This is a genomic window from Zunongwangia pacifica (assembly GCF_023499215.1).
GTDB lineage: Bacteria > Bacteroidota > Bacteroidia > Flavobacteriales > Flavobacteriaceae > Zunongwangia > Zunongwangia pacifica.
Genome location: NZ_JAKHSK010000007.1, coordinates 109,807 through 130,047, shown reverse-complemented (window position 1 = coordinate 130,047; position 20,241 = coordinate 109,807). Strand labels below are relative to the sequence as shown.

The 20,241-nt window shown below is 37.7% G+C and carries 21 protein-coding genes; 13 read left to right on the top strand and 8 right to left on the bottom strand.

Annotated elements, in window-relative coordinates:
• Window positions 1–64 precede the first annotated feature (64 nt).
• Window positions 65–1,618 carry a M20/M25/M40 family metallo-hydrolase gene (locus L1967_RS06820; protein ID WP_249600980.1) on the bottom strand — a complete coding sequence of 518 codons (1,554 nt, stop codon included), beginning with the start codon at window positions 1,616–1,618 and terminating at the stop codon, window positions 65–67.
• A 242-nt stretch (window positions 1,619–1,860) separates the two neighbouring features.
• Between L1967_RS06820 and L1967_RS06815 the strand changes: the two genes are divergently transcribed.
• Window positions 1,861–4,242: a S9 family peptidase gene (locus L1967_RS06815; protein WP_249600979.1), complete on the top strand. Its 2,382-nt coding sequence runs from the start codon at window positions 1,861–1,863 to the stop codon at window positions 4,240–4,242.
• Between the two features lie 5 nt (window positions 4,243–4,247).
• Window positions 4,248–5,471: a cysteine desulfurase-like protein gene (locus L1967_RS06810; RefSeq protein ID WP_249600978.1), complete on the top strand. Its 1,224-nt coding sequence runs from the start codon at window positions 4,248–4,250 to the stop codon at window positions 5,469–5,471.
• Between the two features lie 167 nt (window positions 5,472–5,638).
• Here the strand turns inward: L1967_RS06810 and L1967_RS06805 are convergent, their stop codons facing one another.
• The gene (locus L1967_RS06805; protein WP_249600977.1) at window positions 5,639–6,781 is read right to left on the bottom strand and encodes a cystathionine gamma-synthase; all 1,143 of its coding nucleotides are present in this window, start codon (window positions 6,779–6,781) and stop codon (window positions 5,639–5,641) included.
• 158 nt (window positions 6,782–6,939) lie between these two features.
• Between L1967_RS06805 and L1967_RS06800 the strand changes: the two genes are divergently transcribed.
• The 3 genes from L1967_RS06800 to L1967_RS06790 are packed head-to-tail and all read left to right on the top strand — an operon-like array spanning window position 6,940 to window position 9,006.
• Window positions 6,940–7,710, top strand: coding sequence for a DUF3298 and DUF4163 domain-containing protein (locus tag L1967_RS06800; protein ID WP_249600976.1), 771 nt, complete (start codon window positions 6,940–6,942; stop codon window positions 7,708–7,710).
• A gap of 53 nt (window positions 7,711–7,763) precedes the next feature.
• Window positions 7,764–8,117, top strand: coding sequence for an arsenate reductase family protein (locus L1967_RS06795; RefSeq protein ID WP_249600975.1), 354 nt, complete (start codon window positions 7,764–7,766; stop codon window positions 8,115–8,117).
• Window positions 8,110–9,006, top strand: coding sequence for a DMT family transporter (locus tag L1967_RS06790; RefSeq protein ID WP_249600974.1), 897 nt, complete (start codon window positions 8,110–8,112; stop codon window positions 9,004–9,006). The genes L1967_RS06795 and L1967_RS06790 overlap by 8 nt, the downstream gene beginning before the upstream one ends.
• Before the next feature lie 47 nt (window positions 9,007–9,053).
• On the opposite strand, the gene L1967_RS06785 is transcribed toward L1967_RS06790, so the two are convergent.
• Window positions 9,054–9,545 carry an acyl-CoA thioesterase gene (locus L1967_RS06785; RefSeq protein ID WP_249601010.1) on the bottom strand — a complete coding sequence of 164 codons (492 nt, stop codon included), beginning with the start codon at window positions 9,543–9,545 and terminating at the stop codon, window positions 9,054–9,056.
• Between the two features lie 338 nt (window positions 9,546–9,883).
• On the opposite strand from L1967_RS06785, the gene L1967_RS06780 reads away from it, so the two are divergent.
• The 6 genes from L1967_RS06780 to L1967_RS06755 all read left to right on the top strand — a co-directional run bounded on the left by L1967_RS06780 (window position 9,884) and on the right by L1967_RS06755 (window position 16,108).
• A complete protein-coding gene (locus tag L1967_RS06780; protein ID WP_249600973.1) occupies window positions 9,884–10,846 on the top strand; it encodes a YheT family hydrolase in 963 nt (320 codons plus the stop codon).
• A 93-nt stretch (window positions 10,847–10,939) separates the two neighbouring features.
• Window positions 10,940–11,812, top strand: a complete 873-nt coding sequence (locus L1967_RS06775; protein ID WP_249600972.1) for a YicC/YloC family endoribonuclease — start codon at window positions 10,940–10,942, stop codon at window positions 11,810–11,812.
• A gap of 31 nt (window positions 11,813–11,843) precedes the next feature.
• Entirely contained in the window at window positions 11,844–12,425 is a 582-nt protein-coding gene (gmk, locus tag L1967_RS06770) for a guanylate kinase (protein ID WP_249600971.1), read from the top strand.
• On the top strand, window positions 12,418–13,002 hold the full coding sequence (gene nadD / locus L1967_RS06765; protein WP_249600970.1) for a nicotinate (nicotinamide) nucleotide adenylyltransferase: 585 nt from the start codon (window positions 12,418–12,420) through the stop codon (window positions 13,000–13,002). The genes gmk and nadD overlap by 8 nt, the downstream gene beginning before the upstream one ends.
• A gap of 320 nt (window positions 13,003–13,322) precedes the next feature.
• A complete protein-coding gene (locus tag L1967_RS06760; protein ID WP_249600969.1) occupies window positions 13,323–14,318 on the top strand; it encodes an NAD(P)H-dependent glycerol-3-phosphate dehydrogenase in 996 nt (331 codons plus the stop codon).
• Window positions 14,319–14,443: 125 nt separating this feature from the next.
• Window positions 14,444–16,108, top strand: a complete 1,665-nt coding sequence (locus L1967_RS06755) for an LVIVD repeat-containing protein (protein WP_249600968.1) — start codon at window positions 14,444–14,446, stop codon at window positions 16,106–16,108.
• A 56-nt stretch (window positions 16,109–16,164) separates the two neighbouring features.
• Here the strand turns inward: L1967_RS06755 and L1967_RS06750 are convergent, their stop codons facing one another.
• The 5 genes from L1967_RS06750 to L1967_RS06730 form a co-directional block, all read right to left on the bottom strand.
• Window positions 16,165–16,560 (bottom strand): hypothetical protein, encoded by a 396-nt coding sequence (locus tag L1967_RS06750; RefSeq protein ID WP_249600967.1) that lies wholly within the window; start codon window positions 16,558–16,560, stop codon window positions 16,165–16,167.
• A gap of 12 nt (window positions 16,561–16,572) precedes the next feature.
• A complete protein-coding gene (locus tag L1967_RS06745; protein WP_249600966.1) occupies window positions 16,573–16,755 on the bottom strand; it encodes a hypothetical protein in 183 nt (60 codons plus the stop codon).
• A 76-nt stretch (window positions 16,756–16,831) separates the two neighbouring features.
• Entirely contained in the window at window positions 16,832–17,851 is a 1,020-nt protein-coding gene (gene pheS / locus L1967_RS06740) for a phenylalanine--tRNA ligase subunit alpha (RefSeq protein WP_249600965.1), read from the bottom strand.
• Window positions 17,852–17,945: 94 nt separating this feature from the next.
• The gene (locus L1967_RS06735) at window positions 17,946–18,635 is read right to left on the bottom strand and encodes a hypothetical protein (RefSeq protein ID WP_249600964.1); all 690 of its coding nucleotides are present in this window, start codon (window positions 18,633–18,635) and stop codon (window positions 17,946–17,948) included.
• Complete coding sequence (locus L1967_RS06730) at window positions 18,636–18,992, bottom strand: hypothetical protein (protein ID WP_249600963.1); 357 nt, start codon at window positions 18,990–18,992, stop codon at window positions 18,636–18,638. It lies immediately after the preceding gene.
• Window positions 18,993–19,048: 56 nt separating this feature from the next.
• Here L1967_RS06730 and L1967_RS06725 point away from each other — a divergent pair, with 56 nt between their 5' ends.
• Both L1967_RS06725 and L1967_RS06720 read left to right on the top strand, forming a co-directional pair.
• The gene (locus L1967_RS06725; protein WP_249600962.1) at window positions 19,049–19,348 is read left to right on the top strand and encodes an RDD family protein; all 300 of its coding nucleotides are present in this window, start codon (window positions 19,049–19,051) and stop codon (window positions 19,346–19,348) included.
• A gap of 144 nt (window positions 19,349–19,492) precedes the next feature.
• Window positions 19,493–20,038, top strand: a complete 546-nt coding sequence (locus L1967_RS06720) for a CvpA family protein (RefSeq protein ID WP_249600961.1) — start codon at window positions 19,493–19,495, stop codon at window positions 20,036–20,038.
• Window positions 20,039–20,241 lie beyond the last annotated feature (203 nt).

The following is a 20,241-nucleotide window of genomic DNA, read 5'->3' as shown; positions in this document are numbered from 1 at the left end:
TTTTTTTAGTCAGCGTGATCGCAATAGATCATTGAGATCGGGGAAAAATTAAACCCTAAAAGGATTAATCCAAGCCTCCTCGACGAGTTGCATCCCTAGGCTCTGGCCAGGTCATTTGCTCTCCGGTTCTACTGTCTAACGGAAGCACTCTTTGTTCTCTGGAAGATTTATCGGCATCCTCACTTGCTTTATAAGCTAAGATCGCGGCAAGGATGGCATTGCTTTGCACATCGTCCCAAACAATTTTATCGTAAGTATCACGGTTGGTATGCCAGGTATAGTTCCAATACGACCAGCTTAAAGAACTTAAATTAAAAGCTGGTGCTCCGGCTGCAAGGAAAGAAGCATAATCAGATCCTCCCCTACCTGGCATTCCTGGGAAATGTGTTTCAATCTGTTTAGAAATACTATCGGGCACCGCAGCTAACCATTCCCCTAAATAATCGTAAGCCTGTACCAGTCCGTTTCCAGAAAGATTAACAACACGACCGGTACCGTTATCCTGATTAAATACTGCCTGGATGTTTTCTACAATTTCAGGGTGATCTTTTACAAAAGCACGAGAACCATTTAGCCCCTGCTCTTCACTTCCCCAATGACCGGCGATAATGGTACGTTTTGGGTTTGGATACACTTTTTTAAGAATACGCATAGCCTCCATCATCACTAAAGTACCGGTACCATTATCGGTAGCTCCGGTTCCGCCATCCCAGCTATCAAAATGCGCTGAAAGGACAATATATTCTTTCGGTTTTTCTGAACCTTCAATGCTTGCGATAGTATTAAATGTAGGTACTTCACCAAGATCTTTAGAAGTCGCTACGATATGAAGCTCTGGTTTATTACCATTTTCAGCCATACGAAATACTAAACCATAATCCTCTAAAGAAAGATCTACTGTAGGGATGTTACCGGTATAAGCAGAAAATACTTTGTTAACTCCAAAACCGCTAGACCAGTTTAAAGTGATAATACCCTCAGCTCCTGCCTTTTCTAAAATTTTAGGCAACTCTCTGGAAGAATATCCGGTAGCTTTCATCCGCGCTCTCCACGCATTTTTAGCTTCAGTACGTTCTTTTTTCATTTTTTCAAAAGACTGTTCTGTCGCCCATTCTTCCCAGTTATAATCGGGACGACCGGTAGGCTCATTAAAAGACATCAACACAAACTTGCCTTTTACCATACTTAATTTAGATTGAAAATCGGCCGAGTCTTTCGCTTCCGGTAAAATTATAGCCTCAGCAGTCACTCCTTTTTTCGAGGTTGATGGGCTCCATGCCAACTGTCTTCCCTCTAAAGTCCTTAAGCGAGGCTCCACAAGATCGATATGGGTAATCCCACGCTCCCAGCCTTTCCAGGTACCCCATTGCTGATTTTCGGCAGAAATTCCCCAGCCGGCATAGGTTTTAACAGCCCAGTCGTGTGCCAGTTCCATTTGCGGTGAACCTACAAGTCTTGGTCCAATAACGTCTAAAAGTTCATGACCTAACTTTTTTAATTGAGAATTTTCAGTAGCTTCTTTAACGATTTCCTGTACGATAGGATCCTGCTGTTGTGCAAACGAGGTCGTCGCAGCCAGCGCAATAGATGCAAAAGCTAGTTGTAATTTAGTTTTCATTGGATTTTGATTAAATAATTGGTGAAATATACCTCTCAAATATAAATATATTCTCTACTGGAAACATAGCTTAACGCCTATTATTCTTGAATTGGAAAGTGATTTTAAGTATATTGTGTGCGAATTTTAAAGCTTTTCTTACAGGAAGCTGAAGATTACATTTTTGAGAATTTAGTTTCGAAAGCTTTATTTTTTCGATTTACAGAAATCTCACCACTAATCAACATCCAATATCTACCTAAATGAAAAAATTTACGCTTCATTTTAGCAATTTAGCAATCCTTTTATTTATTGCTTTTAGCAGCATTCCCTTACAGGCACAGCAAAGTGACCTTTCTGTTGAAAAAATCATGCAGGATCCCAAATGGATGGGAACTTTTCCTTCTGGCATCCATTGGGGAATTGAGAGTGAAAATATTTACTTTCAATATAATCTGGAAAATGATCCCGATGATTCGCTATACAAAATCAATCTTTCCAACCAGTCGAAAATCATAAAAGTATCTACAGAAGAGAAAGAAAATATGATTCCGCGATATGGGGATTATAACGACAAAAAAACTGAAATGCTGTTTACCGAAAATGGGAAACTGTTTTTATACAATATCAGGAAAGCATCTAAAAAAGAACTGATCGATCTGGGAGAGCGTATTATAGATCCTCAGTTTATGACCGATGAATCTAAAATTTCGTTCATTTTAAATGATAACGCTTTTATCTACGATCTCGATAAAGGAAGTATTATAAAACTGACCAATATTAACAAAGGAACAAAACGAGAGGAAAAAGAAGAGAAACTTTCCGACAAAAATCAATGGATCCAGGACGAGAACCTTGATCTTTTAGAAGTGGTCAATCAGCGTAAAGAAAAGTCTAAAGCTTCTAAAGCTTATCGCGAAAGCACTGCACCACAGGAAGATTACGCTTTTTATGCCGGAGACAAACAAATTTCTGGAATTAGCATTTCACCTAACGGAAAATATGTGAGCTTCAATTTAATTAAAAGAGAACGTAGCGACAATACCGAAGTTCCTAATTATGTAGACCAGTCTGGATATACCAAAGAGCTACCCGCACGATCTAAAGTAGGTGACGATAAAACCGAAGTGGAGCTTGCGCTTTATGATATCGCAAAAGATACCGTTTTTATGGTAGATACCGCAACACTTGAAGGAATTAAAGACTTACCCGATTACGTTAAAGATTATCCCGATAAAGAATGGAAAGAAGAAGTTCGCGAAGTAATTACCTCCCCAGCCTATTTTTCTGAAAATGGCAAAAAAGCCATTGTAAGCATTCGGTCTAAAGACAATAAAGATCGTTGGATCGCAAAGCTTAATCTTGAAGATGGAAGCCTTACTACTTTAGATCGGCAACGTGACGAAGCCTGGATTGCCGGGCCGGGGTTGGGCTGGTCTTTTGGCGGTGGCACGATTGGATGGTTACCCGATAACAAGCATATTTACTTTCAATCTGAAGCTACAGGATATTCTCATTTATATGTACTGAATGTTGATAATGGCAATAAAAAAGATCTTACTCCGGGAGAATATGAAGTTTTTGATCCCGAGTTATCAAACAATAAAAAATACTGGTATTTAACTACTTCTGAAGAAGGTCCCGATGTTCGACATTTTTATAAAATGCCGGTAATGGGTGGAAAAATGGAAAAGCTTACCAATATGACCGGTAACAACCAGGTGTATCTTTCACCAGACGAAAAATATATGGCAATCTACTATTCTTATAGCAATAAGCCATGGGAACTTTACCTTAAGAAAACAGGCAGAGGAGAAGCGAAGCAATTAACCAACGGACAATCTGAAGCATTTGCCAGTTACAACTGGAGAGTACCCGAACTTATAAAATTTGAGGCTAAAGATGGCGCTATGGTGCCCGCAAGATTATATACGCCAAGCAAAGAAACTAAAAACGATGCTGCCGTTGTTTTTGTACATGGTGCAGGTTATTTACAAAATGTACACCAGTGGTGGTCTTCGTATTTTAGGGAATACATGTTCCATAATTTATTAACCGATTTAGGATATACCGTTATTGATATCGATTACCGCGGAAGCGCCGGTTATGGCCGCGACTGGCGAACCGGGATTTATCGTCACATGGGCGGCAAGGATTTATCTGATCAGGTAGACGGTGTAAAATACCTGATTGAAAAACATGGTATTAATCCCGATAAAATTGGGATTTATGGTGGCAGTTACGGCGGATTTATTACCTTAATGGCTATGTTTACCGAGCCAGATACTTTTGCTGCTGGCGCTGCATTAAGATCGGTAACCGACTGGTCACATTACAACCATGGATATACTTCAAACATTCTTAATGAGCCGGCAAACGATCCTATTGCCTATCGCAGATCTTCCCCAATTTATTTTGCTGAAGGTTTAGAAGGAGATCTATTGATTGCCCACGGTATGGTCGATGTAAATGTCCATTTTCAGGATGTGGTAAGGCTTTCCCAACGTTTAATCGAACTGGGCAAACATAACTGGGAAATGGCTATTTATCCTGTAGAAGATCATGGTTTTGTAGAACCAAGTAGCTGGACAGATGAATATAGCCGAATACTCAAATTATTTAATAAAAGCCTCCTAAATAAATAGATTTTATGGATATAGAGTTTGTTAGAAAACAGTTCCCGGCACTCGATAAAGATTTCATATTTATGGATAATGCGGGAGGCTCACAGGTATTGGGAAAAGTTATTCAGCGAATTAATGGCTATTTAATTCATCATAACGTACAACTTGGCGCCTCTTATAAAATTAGTAAAGAAGCTGGAGAAAAACTGGCGTGGGCCAATAAACAACTCGCAAAATTTATAAATGCCAACCGAACTGAGGAAGTGATTATTGGCCCTTCCTCCAGTATGCTTTTTAGAATCTTAAGTTTGTCTATTAGCCGGCAATGGAAGGAAGGTGATGAAGTTATTGTTACCAATACCGATCATGAAGCCAATGTCTCACCGTGGACCGATCTTGAAGAAAAGGGAATAAAAGTGAAGATCTGGAAAGCCAATCCAGATACTATGGAACTGGAAATTTCTGAGCTTAAAAAATTACTTTCTAAAAAAACCAAACTTGTCGCTGTTACGCATTGCTCTAATATTTTAGGAACGATAAACCCTATTAAAGAAATTGCTGAAATTGCACATCAAAATGGCTCCCTTATATGTGTAGACGGTGTGGCTTACGCTCCGCATCGCCAGATTAACGTACAGGAGCTGGATGTCGATTTTTACACGTTTAGCTGGTATAAAACCTACGGCCCGCACTTAGCGTTGATGTATGGTAAGTACGATTTGCTTTTAGAAATGGATGGAATTAACCACTATTTCTTCAAAAAGGATAATATTCCATATAAATTTCAACCGGGAAACTTCAATTTTGAGCTTACCTACAGTCTTTTAGGGATTACTGAATACTTTCAGGAATTTTATAAACAACACTTCACGGAAGATAAAGATGATTCCGTTTTAATGCTGAAAAAATCTTATGAAGTTATCGCCAAACATGAGCAAAAACTGGCAAAAAGGCTTCTTGATTTTTTAAATGAACATCCCAAAGTAAAGATTATAGGAAACCCTGAAGCCGATGCTTCTAAAAGAGTACCCACTATTTCTTTTGTTCATGAAGACTTAAAAAGCAATGAAATCGTAGAACAAATTGACAATTATCGAATCGGAATTCGGTTTGGTGATTTCTACGCTAAAAAATTAGTAGAAAATTTTGGCTTAACCGAAAAAAATGGTGTGGTGCGTATCAGCTTAGTGCATTACAATACCGAGGAAGAAGTAAAACGACTCATCTGGGCATTGGGCAAAGTGATTTAATATAGAATTTAGATCGCTTTGCTTCTAGAATATATATCTAGAAAACGAGGGCTGAAATTATCGAATTTCAGCCCTCGTTTATTTTAATATCAAATTAAAACTAAATAATCTTGACCTTGCTTCTTTAGTCTATAATTCTAATATCTCACAGCGCAGCGGTCTAAAATCTAACCCAACGCCTGTTTTAAATCTTCCACTAAATCATCACCATCTTCAATCCCTACACTTAAACGAATTAAACTATCCACCACTCCGGTTTTTTCGCGCTCTTCTTTTGGGATAGAGGCATGCGTCATACTCGCAGGATGTCCCGCTAAAGATTCTACACCTCCTAAAGATTCCGCTAACGTAAAAACTTTCAGATTTTCTAGAATTCTCACAGCACTTTCAGCAGTTCCTTCCGTAGTAGAAAAAGAGATCATTCCGCCGAAACCTTTCATTTGCTTTTTGGCAATATCATGGTTAGGATGATCTTCAAAACCCGGCCAGTTTACTTTTGCCACTGCCGGATGTTCTTTTAAGAATCGAGCTACTTTTTCTCCATTTTCACAATGGCGCTGCATTCTAAGATGTAAAGTTTTAATGCCTCGCAATACCAAAAAGCTGTCCTGTGGCCCACAAACACCACCACTGGCATTTTGTATAAAATATAGTTTATCGGCAAGCTCTTTATCTTTTACCACAAGTCCGCCCATTACGACATCGCTATGTCCACCCAAATATTTTGTAGCGCTATGCATTACAATATCGGCTCCCAGATCTAAAGGCTGCTGTAAATAGGGCGTTGCAAAAGTGTTATCTACCGCTAATAAAATTTGATGCTTTTTAGCAATTTTAGCAGCAGCTTCAATATCGATAATATTCATCATTGGGTTCGTTGGTGTTTCTACCCAAATCAGCTTTGTATTTTCATTAATATAGGTTTCGATATTCTCGGCTTCCTGCATACCGATAAAATGAAATTTAATGCCAAGATTTTCGAATATCGAGGTGAACAAACGATAAGAACCACCATAAAGATCGTTGGTACTTACTATTTCGTCTCCTGGTTTAAACAATTTCATCACCGCATCGATCGCTGCAAGTCCAGAACCAAAAGCCATCCCAAATTCACCATTTTCGATACTGGCCAGAGAACGCTCTAAAGCCGTACGGGTTGGATTCCCACTTCTGGAATATTCAAAACCTTTATGTCCTCCCGGCGTGCTTTGCGCGTAAGTACTGGTTTGATAGATGGGTGGCATCACCGCATTATAAGCAGGATCTACATTTTCCTGGCCGCCGTGTATCGTTTTGGTATTAAATTTCATAACTGGTTATTAGGTATATTATCAGGCTGAAAAACAGCCTAAATACTGATTTTAGTTAATTTCAAAAAATCTTATAAGCAAAAATAAGCTTCGCATTGGCAATGCCAAAATTGCTACGTACTTTAGCAAAACAATAACCTAAAAATCCGAAAACCATTTTGAAAAAATTTCTTTTAGTGCTGCTTGCCAGCCTGATGCTGTACGCCTGTGAAGAAGAGAAAAAAGAAACACTTACTTTCACCAATTATAACATAGAAAAAGCTTACGAAAAATGTAATCCAGAAAAAGGAAACTGTACCTTTATCAATCTAAATTACCCGGTAGCCAAAGGAAAAGAGGCTGTTGCCAAAAAAATAAATGATTCTATAGAACAACATATTATCGATATCGTTTCAGGTTTTAATCCAGATCATAATCCTGAAACCATGGAAGAAATGGTGAATGGTTTTATTGCAAACTACGCTTCTTCTCGTGAAGATTTTCCCGATACCGATATCCCATGGGAGGCGACTGTTTTTGCTGAAATTACCTGGGAACATCCAAAATTGCTGAGTATCGATTTTAATTCTTACACCTTTACCGGTGGTGCCCATGGCTACGGAAGTAATACCTATATGAATTTTAATCCTGAAACCGGGAGCGTATATACGCACGACGATCTTTTTACGGCAGCTTTTAAAGATTTTGTAGAAAAAGATTTTAGACACAAAGAAGATATTCCTCAAGACGCGAATATTAACAGCACGGGAATGTTCTTTGAAAACGACGAATTTCATCTTCCTGCAAATATTGGCTTTAGAGAAGATAAACTTATCCTCACTTACAATCCATACGAGATCGCTGCCTATGTTGAAGGACAGAAAACATACGAATATGATTTGGATGAAGTTTCAGAATATTTAAAAATAGATTTTTCAGAAACCGAATAAATTGCAGGGAGTTTTTTAAAGTTTTTTCTTTGCAATCTTAAACCGAAAATGAAATGAAAAAGATCTATTACCTTTCTACCTGCGATACCTGCAAACGCATTCTAAACGAAATCGAGGCTCCGGCTGATTTTGAACTTCAGGATATCAAAACCAATGAAATTACCGAAAAGCAAATTGAAGAAATGCACAAGCTGTCAGGTAGTTACGAGTCGCTTTTTAGCAAAAGAGCACGGCTTTACAAAGAGCGTGATCTTAAAAACAAGGCGCTTAGCGAAGAAGACTATAAAGCTTTAATCTTAGAACATTATACCTTTTTAAAACGTCCCGTAATCATTAACGATCAAGAGATATTTATTGGCAATGCTAAAAAGAACGTAGCTGCTGCTAAAGCATCTATCCATGGATAAACGTTTGCTGGCCATCCTTGCCGCTACCGGCGCCAGTACCATTTATGGTTTAAATCATACGATTGCCAAAGGTGTTATGCCTGCGCATATCGAAGCTTTTGGGTTTATTATGCTACGCGTTTTAGGAGCGGCTATTTTATTCTGGCTTTTAAGTCCGTTTGCCCCCAAAGAAAAAATCGATAAAAAAGACTGGCCCAGGATGCTTTGCTGCGCCATCTTTGGCATGTGCATTAACATGCTTTTCTTTTTTAAGGGGTTAAGTCTTTCCACCCCCATTAACAGCTCGGTAATTATTACCCTTTCGCCAGTTATGGTGCTTATTCTGGCATCGATCATCTTAAAGGAAAAAATCACTTTAATAAAAGGAGTTGGGATTGCCTTTGGTTTATCGGGAGCTTTAGCTTTGGTGCTTTTTAGTACCGATAGTGTGACCAATGCACCCAATATTCCGCTAGGCAATTTGATGTTTATCGTTAATGCTTTTTCGTACGGATTTTACCTGGTGATCGTAAAACCACTCACTAAAAAATACCACGCCATCACCCTGATGAAATGGCTTTTCTTAATGGGTGTTTTTCTAAATTTACCGGTTACTTATTCTGAATTTGTTGCGGTAGACTGGTTTCATTTACCTTTCGATGCCATTTGGAGAATGGCTTTTGTGGTTGCCGGAACCACATTTTCTACCTACCTGCTAAACATTTATGCGCTAAAACAATTATCGGCTTCAACGATAAGTGTATTCATGTATTTACAACCCTTAATCGCTATTATTTATGCTATTTTAGTGGGTGCCGATCAATTAACCACGATAAAAGTGGCTGCCGGATTACTGGTTTTTGTAGGCGTTTACCTGGTAAGTGTGAAGAAAACAAAAACCCGGGCATAACCGGGTTTCTAAAAATAGAAGTCGAAAATCGACAATTTTAGCTTGCTTTATTTTAGCAACTCGGGATCGATATCCTTTGGTTTTCTACCGTGTTTTCTGGTGTCTTCTTTAGTCAGCTTTTTAAAATCCTCTGTATGGGGCAGGCTATTTAGATTTGCAATCATTTCTGAAGGTAAACCTGTTAGCTTTCTTGCTTTCAGATCGATCCAACCGCCCATCATTTCGCAGCTGGCAAAATTTCTTCCTTTGCTGTCATAAAAATTATGTACAAATTCAAAATACATTCCGTCTTCAGAAAGCCCTTTTAATTCCAGGCTTACTTTAACCGGCTCTCCCGCAAAAACTTCTCTAAAATAATACACGTGTTCATAAAACACCACCGGGCCCAGATTATGTTTTGCCAGATCTTTCTGGCCAAAACCATTCTCCATTAAAAACCCCATTCTGGTGTGACTCATAAAATTAATGTAAGCCGTGTTGGCTAAGTGTCGGTTGGCATCGATATCACTCCAACGTATTTCAAATTCTTTGGTATACATAACTCTCCTTTTCATTTTTAAGAAAAGCTAAATTACGAATATTTGTTATGCATGCATAATTAGTTTCAAGATTCGATGATTAGTAAACTATCCCGAGACAAGTCCATGAGGCATTTATTAGAAAATTATTTTTATTTCGGAAGGGGGAACGGAGTATTTCATCTCGATTATTGCAGTCATTTTTGGTCATGGAATGGATTTTCCAAGAAAATCTGTATCGAAATGCTACCAAAACGAAAGCTTCGATATAAAACCTGTTGCAAAGATTTCACTCAGCATCCGGCATTTTCTTAAATCGAGCTCAGGTTAATAATTAATTTTTTTCGGAAATTTGACGCATGCCAGTGATCCAAAGTAATTATACCGCTCCGCCTCTTTTTAAAAATGCGCATATCGCCACGATCTATGCAGCAACGCTTAGAAAAGTGAATTTTAAATCTGAAAAACGGGAGCGTTTAGAATTAAGCGATGGTGATTTTTTAGATCTGGATTGGGCTTTTTCTAAAAACCAAACCAAAAAATTAGTGATTAGCATGCACGGACTGGCAGGAAATGCCAACCGACCGTATATGTTGGGAATGGGTAAAATTTTTACTGAAAATAGCTGGGATTACTGCGCAATGAATTTTAGAAGTTGTAGCGGCGAAATAAATAGATTATACCGCAGCTACAATGCCGGTGCGACTGAAGATCTGGAAGAAGTTCTAGACCATATTTTCAGGAAAAACAACTACGAACACATTGCTTTGGTGGGTTTTAGCCTTGGCGGCAATCTTTTATTAAAATATCTGGGCGAGCGCGACCAGCTGCCACCGCAAATAAAAGTGGCTGTCGCTGTTTCTACGCCTTGTGATCTTGGTGCCAGCCTGGAAGCTTTAAATCTTCCTAAGAATAAATTGTACTCCAGGCGTTTTGAGAAGAATTTAAAAGATCAGCTTTTTGAGCGGCAACTGGCGTTCCCAAAAGAACTCGAAAAACAGCAAATATCGGCTTGTAATTCTTTATTAGCCATCGATGAGCTGTATACCAGTCGTGCGCATGGGTATGCTTCAGCTTCAGAATATTACGAAAAATGCAGTTGCCTTCAGTTTTTATCCAATATCAAGATCCCAACACTTCTTTTAAATGCTGAAAATGATACTTTTTTAACCTCAGCCTCATTTCCGAAGAAAATAGCCGAAAAATCTGCATTCCTGCATCTGGAAATCCCAAAACATGGCGGACATGTGGGCTTTATTCAGCATAAAAAAATATACTATCAGGAAGAAAGAGCGCTTCAATTTATCCAAAATCACCTTTAGTGTTCCTGTAGGTTCCTTTCTTCAGCTAAATTATTCCATACTCTTTGCGCTGCCTGAGAATTGATTATCTTTGCACAACCGTAAAAATGAAGCATGATTCAATCAATGACAGGTTTTGGGAAAAGTGTACTACAGCTTCCCAATAAAAAGATTACCATAGAGATTAAATCTTTAAATAGTAAAAATCTGGATCTAAATGCCAGAATTCCTTCGCAGTATCGTGAAAAAGAATTGGTAATGCGTAATACGATTTCTTCGGCTTTAAAACGCGGCAAGGTAGATTTCTCACTTTATGTAGAACAATCTGGTGACGAAACATCGGCATCTGTAAATGCTGAGGTTGTAAAAGCTTACATCAAACAAATGATGGATCTTAAATTACCAGGCATTGGTAGCCAGAGTGATGCCCAGCTTTTAGAAATTGCCATGCGTTTACCCGATGCGTTAAAAACGGAACGTGAGGAAATTGACGAAAATGAGTTTGCTGAAATAGAAAAAACCTTAGAAGAAGCACTTACTGAAATTAACGAATTTAGAAATGCTGAAGGTGCTGCTTTAGAAAAAGATCTAAAACTTCGCGCCAGTAATATAGGTAGTTTGTTGGATGAAATCATGAAAATTAATCCGGAACGCGTAGATAGCGTTCGGGAGCGGCTTCGTAAAGGAATTGAGGATCTAAAGGAGAATGTGGACGAAAACCGATTTGAACAGGAATTGGTGTACTATATCGAAAAATACGACATCACCGAAGAAGAAGTTCGGCTTAAAAATCACCTCGCCTATTTTAACGAAACCCTGGATACAGCAGATAGCAACGGTAGAAAATTAGGATTTATTGGCCAGGAAATGGGACGTGAGATTAATACCATAGGCAGTAAAAGCAACTATGCACCCATGCAACAGCTTGTAGTACAAATGAAAGACGAGCTGGAAAAAATTAAGGAGCAGGTATTAAACGTTCTGTAACACTACTTAAACCAAATTAAAGCGTAGCACCATGAAAGAAGGGAAGCTAATTGTATTTTCAGCTCCGTCTGGTTCAGGCAAAACAACTATTGTTAGACATCTTTTAACCCAGGAGGATTTAAAGCTTGATTTTTCGATCTCGGCGACCTCCCGTGATCCACGTCCTAATGAAGTGGACGGCAAGGATTATTACTTTTTGTCTTTGGAAGATTTTAAAAAGAAGATTAAAAACGACGAATTCCTGGAATGGGAAGAGGTTTATCGCGATAATTTCTACGGAACGCTAAAAGCTGAAGTAGAGCGAATTTGGGAAAAAGGAAAGCACGTTATTTTTGATATTGATGTGGTTGGCGGATTAGATATAAAAAAGATCTATCCTAAAAAAACCCTGGCTGTTTTTGTAAAACCACCAAGTATTGAAGAATTAAAAATCAGGTTAAAAAAGCGCAAAACCGAATCGATGGACAAGATCAATATGCGCGTTGCCAAAGCCAGTATCGAGCTTGCCACCGCACCGCAATTTGATTTTATTATCGAAAATAACGATCTGGAAATTGCTTTAAAGGAAGCACACGATCTGGTTTCAGATTTTATAAAAAAGGAAGATGAATAAAAAAATCGGACTTTTCTTTGGGACGTTTAACCCCATTCATATTGGTCATGTCATTATTGCAAATCACATGGCCGAATTTTCAGATCTTGATGAAGTCTGGCTGGTCGTAACTCCGCATAATCCCCATAAAAAGAAAAGTACGCTTTTGGATAACCATAACCGCCTGGAAATGGTTTTTATGGCCTGTGAAGAATTTGAGCATTTACAACCCAGCGACGTAGAGTTTAGATTAGAACAGCCTAATTATACGGTAAAAACCCTGGCGCACCTGCAAGAAAAATATCCCACAAATGAGTTTTGCCTCATTATGGGAGAGGATAACCTAAAGACCTTTCATAAATGGAAAAACTATGAAGTGATTTTAGAAAATCATACGTTGTATGTCTATCCAAGAAAATCTGGCGGAAAGGTAGAAAATCAATTTAAAGATCATCCAAAAATAAATCGGGTAGATGCGCCTGTTATAGAAATTTCTGCAACCTTTATTCGAAATTCGATAAAAGAAGGCAAGTTTATAAAGCCTATGTTACCGGCTAAAGTTTGGGACTACGTGATTCACAACAATTTTTATAAATAGCATCAAAAGAAGAAGCTGGAATTTAGACCCGCTTCGCTACCAGAATCAAGAAGCGCTACGACAAAAGCTAGTAATTAAAAAACCGCCCTGTATCTCTAATACAAAGCGGTTTTCAAACTAAATAACCAACCAAAAAAACTAAGAAATCTTCTCTGGTTAGGAGAAGCACAATCTAATAACGTAGGCCTTTCTATTAAGATTGTCTTTAAGGATCGCTATTTTGTGTTAAAATTTTGCCATACTTAGCCCCATAGCGGTATCAGAAATTTTAAAGCCCTATTTAATCTTTATTTTTGTAACACGTACAACAAACCAAACACATGAGTACAACTCCTAATATAGCTGTTATTGGCGGAGGTAGCTGGGCAACCGCTATCGTAAAAATGCTTAGCGAAAATATCGAAAAGGTACATTGGTACATGAGAAGTATTTATGCCGTTGAACACTTAAAAAGACACGAGCATAATCCTAGCTATCTAAGCGATGTAGAGTTTGATATCAATCAGCTTCGGCTTAGCAATGATATCAATGAAATTGTTGATGCTGCCGATGTATTGATTTTTGCTATTCCATCTGCATTTTTAAAATCTGAATTAGACAACCTTACTGTCTCTTTAGAAGGAAAAATTATATTTTCAGCCATAAAAGGAATTGTTCCTGAAAGTAGTTTGATTGTTGGAGAACACTTCAATAAATTTTACAATATCGATTTTGAGAATATCGGGGTAATTACGGGTCCATGCCATGCCGAAGAAGTGGCTTTAGAGCGTTTATCGTATCTAACAATTGCCTGTAGCGACGAGAAAAAAGCAAAAATGCTGGCCGGTTTCTTATCCAGTGATTATATTAAATGTAAAACCAGCGACGATATTGTTGGGACTGAATATGCTGCGGTTTTAAAAAACATTTACGCGATTGCCGCCGGGATTGCACACGGCCTTGGATACGGTGATAACTTCCAGAGTGTACTAATGAGTAATGCGATTAGGGAGATGAAAAAATTCATTAAAAAAGTACACAAAATGAAGCGTAATATTAACGATTCTGCTTATTTGGGTGACCTTTTAGTAACCGGATATTCGGTGTTTAGTAGAAACAGAATGTTTGGGAATATGATTGGTAAAGGTTACACCGTTAAAAGTGCACAAATGGAGATGAGCATGATTGCTGAAGGATACTACGCTACAGACAGTGCTTATAAAATTAATAAAGAGCGTAAAGCAAAAACCCCCATTATCAATGCGGTTTACGCCATACTTTATGAAGGGAAAAACCCTAAAAAGACCTTTAAAAAACTTGCCGACAAACTAGATTAATTAGTAGACAGATAATTACCACTTATCACCTATAACCGTTGAATGAACGAAAAATCTTACACCTACGTCGGTTATTAAGCTACATTGCGAACCATAATTAAGAGTAACTCTTTAAAAAACTTTCTATGAGTAAAAAATTACTGGTAGGATGGGTAATCTTATCTATCCTATTAATTTCATGTAGTGACAGCAACAACGATTTTGATGAGAACGAATACACTCAGGAAAATTTCGAAATTAACAATGATGCCGGTGCCTTAGAATCGGTATTAACCCGAAATGGTGCAGGGGTATTAAGTATTTCTTCCATAACGGCTATCAAAGCAAACCTTTCAAAACAAGTTGTTGAAGACGAAGATCCACAGGTAAGCAATATCGCTTTAGAGCAAATTGCTACTGTAGACCCACCAGTTGTAGATGGAACACCACTTAGAGCGAGCCATGTAAAAATCAACGGAAATTATGCCTACGTCACTTATATGATGGAAGGCGAAGCTTATCTTGGCGGTATCGATATTATTAATATTGAAGACAAGACCAATCCTTTTGTGACCAGCCGTGTAACTTCAGATATTGTAGATTTTACCGCAGCATATTTCAGTAATGGCAGATTATACTTTGCTTCCGCAGTAAATACAGACGAACTTTTAAATCTGGAATATCGTGCGAACCTTGGGTATGTAAACGTTGCAGCCGGGAACTTTTTACAGAACTTTCAATTAAAACCTATTGAAGGGAATGTAGCGGTTGATATTACAGGTTTTGATGATAAAATTATTGGTGTTAGCGGTGCTACCGGTGTTTTAGGCGTTTATGATGCTGCAAGTTTAGAAACTATTGCAGAGCAGCCGGTACCCGATCTTAGATCGATCGCTTACGGAAATAACAAAATAGCGGTGTTAAGTGGTAGTGAAGGGCTTGCGATGTATAATCCTGGCGACCTTTCTGTTTTAAATAGAATTAACACCCCTAATCTGGCCAGTGAATCGAAACGGACCATTGCATTTAAAGATCAGGCTATTTTAGTTTCTGAAGGTCATAACGGTGTAGGAATATACGATAGTAACTCGGGAAATGCCTTGCAACAATTAGCGATACAGGTTCTTCCTGATGCCGAATATGATAATGAAGATGTGGTGACCAACGCCGTTTCTATTGCCGGAGATTTTATTTTAATGGCCAACGGCGGAGCCGGATTTGGAATTGCCAAACTTGATGAAAATAATACCCTTATAGAAGAAGGTATTGTAGATTTAGAAGGCTCTTCTAATTATATCCAATCTGATGGCGATTATATCTTTGTAGCCTCTGGAACCAGCGGATTAAAAATCATTAAAGTGAGTAAGCCAGAAGCAAGAGACAATTTTGCTGAATGTGAATCTTACAATTTTTACACCGGCCGTTCTAATTTAAATGTGAATAGCAACGATATTTTAGCTTATCGTGGTGCTGCAACGCTTAAAAATTTAAATGTTGGAGGAGAGTTGACCTTTTGTGGTTCTATAAATATCCAACATAGCGTAAACATTAACAGCGAGGGAACATTTAATATGCGTGGTGCCATGGCCGTAGGGATTTTTGGAAGAAATCATGATCTTAACATAAATAGTGGTTCTGTTTTAAGGATTGAAGGAACGCTTATCGTTTATGGCAATTTAAATCTAAATAGCGGATCTACTTTAGAATTTGTTGGAAACGGCTCCAGGATCCATGTTTTTGGACAGGTAAGACAAAATAGTGGTAGTACGGTAATTGGCAACTATATCGATACTTCTAACAAGCTTAGATAATCATCATTCCCCAAATTATACAAAAAAGCCTCTGGAAAGAGGCTTTTTTGTATAATTTATTCTGCTAAAATGCCCATTTTGGGTATTATCGGCAGCTCTTTTTGTTTCTCCTGTTTAACGGTGTTTTTCTTAAAAACAAAGGTCTTTTCAAACATCTTGTTTTCAGCAAAAAAAGTTACCTGATATTCGTTATTAAGCCCTAAAACTTCGTCCTGAATAAATTCTATTTTTGCGAAAGAGTGCGGTGGTAATTTTTCCAGTTTATGGCGCATTACCGATGTTTCTTTGGCACCATCGTAACCTTTGGCCACGATCAGGATCATTTCAATAGAAACATTCTTATTATTAATGATATATGCATTCCATTCCTCTGCCTGAAATTCTTTATTAAATTCCCTAACCGCGGCAACATGAACTTTTTCGACTTTAGGAATTTCTATATCCTTTTTCAAAATTCGATCTTTTTAAGATTCGTTTTCAAATTTTTTCTCCCATTTATGTTTAATCATATGCCAAAGCACAAACAAAACTACTGCCGCAATCGCCAATACGATTAAACCAATGGTGATTTTTAAAACAGCTATAGCTAAATAGGCCGCAATGCCTAAAACGATTACCGCAAGAATAATAAAACCAGACTTTTTCATAAGGGCTATTTTTGCGTTAAGTTCGTATTTTAAAAGCTGCTGTTATCTCAACAAACTCATAAAATCCTTTGCAGAATTATATTGAAGATTTAAACTGCTCCAGGAATCGCACATCGTTCTCATAGAACATACGAATATCCCCAATTTGATACAGTAACATCGCAATACGCTCTATTCCCATACCAAATGCGAAACCAGAATATTCTTTAGGGTCGATATTACAATTTTTAAGTACGTTGGGATCTACCATTCCGCAACCTAAAATCTCCAGCCAACCGGTTCCCTTGGTTATTCTGTAATCAGTTTCTGTTTCCAGCCCCCAATAAATATCCAGCTCGGCGCTAGGTTCGGTAAATGGGAAATAAGAAGGTCTTAATCTAATTTTGGACTTTCCAAAAAGCTGTTTGGTAAAATATAAAAGCGTTTGTTTTAAATCGGCAAACGAGACATTCTTATCAATATACAGACCTTCTACCTGGTGGAAAATACAGTGAGAACGGGCAGAAATAGCTTCGTTCCTAAAAACCCGACCGGGAGAAATTGTCCTGATTGGGGGTGTATTATTCTCCATATATCTAACCTGTACCGAAGAGGTATGCGTTCTTAGCAAAATATCAGGATCAGTTTGGATAAAAAACGTATCCTGCATATCTCTTGCCGGGTGATACTCTGGTAAGTTTAATGCGGTAAAATTATGCCAGTCGTCTTCGATCTCTGATCCTTCAGATACATTGAAGCCGATATTGGAAAAAATCTCTATGATTTGATTTTTAACTATTGAAATAGGATGACGGGAACCAATTTCTAAAGGTTCTGATGGTCTGGAAAGATCACCGTAAACCCCTTTTTCTTCTTCAAGGCTCTCTAAACGATCTTTTAAAGTGTCTACTTTTTCCTGAGCAGAAGTTTTAAGTTCATTAATCGTTTGTCCAAAATCTTTCTTCTGTTCGTTAGGAACGTTCTTAAATTCAGCAAAAAAGCTATTAAGAATACCTTTTTTACCAAGATATTTTATTCTGAAATTTTCTATTTCCTCTTTTGTTGCAGCATTAAAGGCTTTAACATCAGCAATATGTTCCTTAATCTTATCAATCATAGATACCATTCTTATAAGATGGCAAATTTATAAAAATTTACGCCTATAGCCCGTATTAAAAACACAGAAAACCTGAAGTATTAAAAGAGAAAAATTAATCTAAGCGATTTTTAAGGTTTGATGTTTTTGCATCATGAAAAATATACTTCATTAAAAAGAAGACCGAAAAAGCACCAAAGCTATGCCATAGCCAATGCGTTCCCATAGAAAAATAAATATAACGATCTAATGCCCTAAAACTTATAGCTACTATAAAACTAATGATCGCAAAAGCCATAAACTTAGCATGTTTAAGCCGTGTTTGATAAATATGAATCCCAATAGGCAATAACAATCCAATAGCTGTAGCAATATAAGAATAGGTTTGACCATGCGACCTAAACGGAATAAAACGAACCCCTAAAACCAACAAAAGCACCAACAACATTAAGCCTAGCACCTGCCTTTTTTTAGCACTGGCTTTAGAAGCAAAATAAAGTGACGCTCCCAAACATAAAATATCGATAGGTACCCAATCCATTAAAAGCCAGATTTCATGGCTTCTCGTTGCATGATATATGGTACCGCCAATCCATCCTATAAATAAAACAGGTAAAGCAAAACTTAGAAATAACTGATCTTTATAATTTTTGTAAACGCGGCATGAAAAATAAATTACAATCGCTAAAAAGAAAAGATTACTAAAAGTATTAAATGGCTCTACCGGAAATCTTCCCTGTACAGTTTCAGTATAAACAGGCCCAGAATCGTTGGGAAAGTTGGCTAAAAAAAACAAGATGTTCATTTAAGAAATATATTCTTTTTCAAGAAAATATTGCACAATGGCTTCTTTCATCAAAACACTTTGCTCACCTGCTTTTAAATTGGGAAGCTGCTCTAAAACCTTATAATGCGGCCAGCCGTCATCGTCAAAATAATCAAACTCATAATATCCGTAAGGCTCCAATAACCTGCAAATGGCGATATGCATTAAATCGACTTTTTGATCCTTTTTAAAACGACGGTGTAATTGTCCCAATTCCTGCACCCCTATAATATAGATCACGGCGTCTAATTCCATTACTTCTCCATCAGCAAATTGATTTGCTAATTTTTGCTGAAGATCTTCCCATCGTTCTTTTAATTTCTCATCTCTTGCCATGCTGCAAATATAGGTTTTGCGAGCAAATTATTTATATTTGATTAGATATCATTAACATGCAAGATTTTGAATTTCTCGAAGAACCTAAACCTAAATATATTGGTAGAAGATATTTAGCCGGGTTTATCGATTATGCCATTGTAAACACAATTGCTTTTATGCTCATTTTTATAATGGGTACGCCAGATGGTGAGGGAAATTATCATTTAAATGGCCTCCCGGCACTTCTTCCTGTTTTATTCTGGTTTCTATTTACTGTTTGCCTGGAGACCTGGTTTGGTGCAACAGTAGGCAATTCAATTGTTCACTTAAAACCCATCACACTTTCTGGGTATGCTTCAAAAGACATCTTTTAGATCCTATTGATATGTGTTTCTTCGGAATTGTGGGCATCCTGGTTATTCAAAGTTCAGATAAAAATCAAAGATTAGGAGATATTTGGGCAAAAACCATTGTAACAAAATATTGAATAAATTTACCAATAGCGTAAAGAAAATCACATGAACACCATAGATATCATCCTGGGGATTATTTTGTTATACGGACTTATTCGTGGTTTCTTTCGCGGCCTTTTTGCTGAAGTTGCTGCACTTGTGGGTTTAATCGCCGGAATTTACGGGGCAATCTATTTTAGCTATATTTTAAGTGATTTTTTAGCCAAACATGTAGATTGGGACGAGGGAGTGATTAACCTGTTCGCTTTTGCCATCACTTTTATTCTTATCCTGTTCTTGGTAACCCTGGCAGGAAAATTTTTAACAAAAGTGGCCAATCTTGCTGCATTAGGAATGGTAAATAAAATATTGGGAGCCGCTTTTGGCCTTTTAAAGCTTGCTTTTTTAGCCAGCGTAGTGATTATGTTTTTTAAAGCTACTGAAGAGGAAATTGATCTGGTTGAAGACAAAACCATTGAAGAATCGGTACTTTACCGACCTGTTGCCATCATTGCCCCTACCCTCTTACCCACAATTTTAAGAGAAGCCAGGGAACGTGACATCTGGAACCCGGAAGATAAGACTGATGAAGATCAAGAGGACGAAATCTAAAACAAAAAAGAAGCTGAGGGAATATCTTGTCTTTCGGTATACATTCAGCAAAAAATAAAACTAGAATTGATCATCTGTAATATGTAATAATTCGTTTTTTTCGTCATTCCAGACCGGCGAGGCAGGCTTGATCCTCAATCTCATACTGTGTAGAAAAATAAACTATTGTCATGAGACCCTGTCCCGATAGCTATCGAGGACAA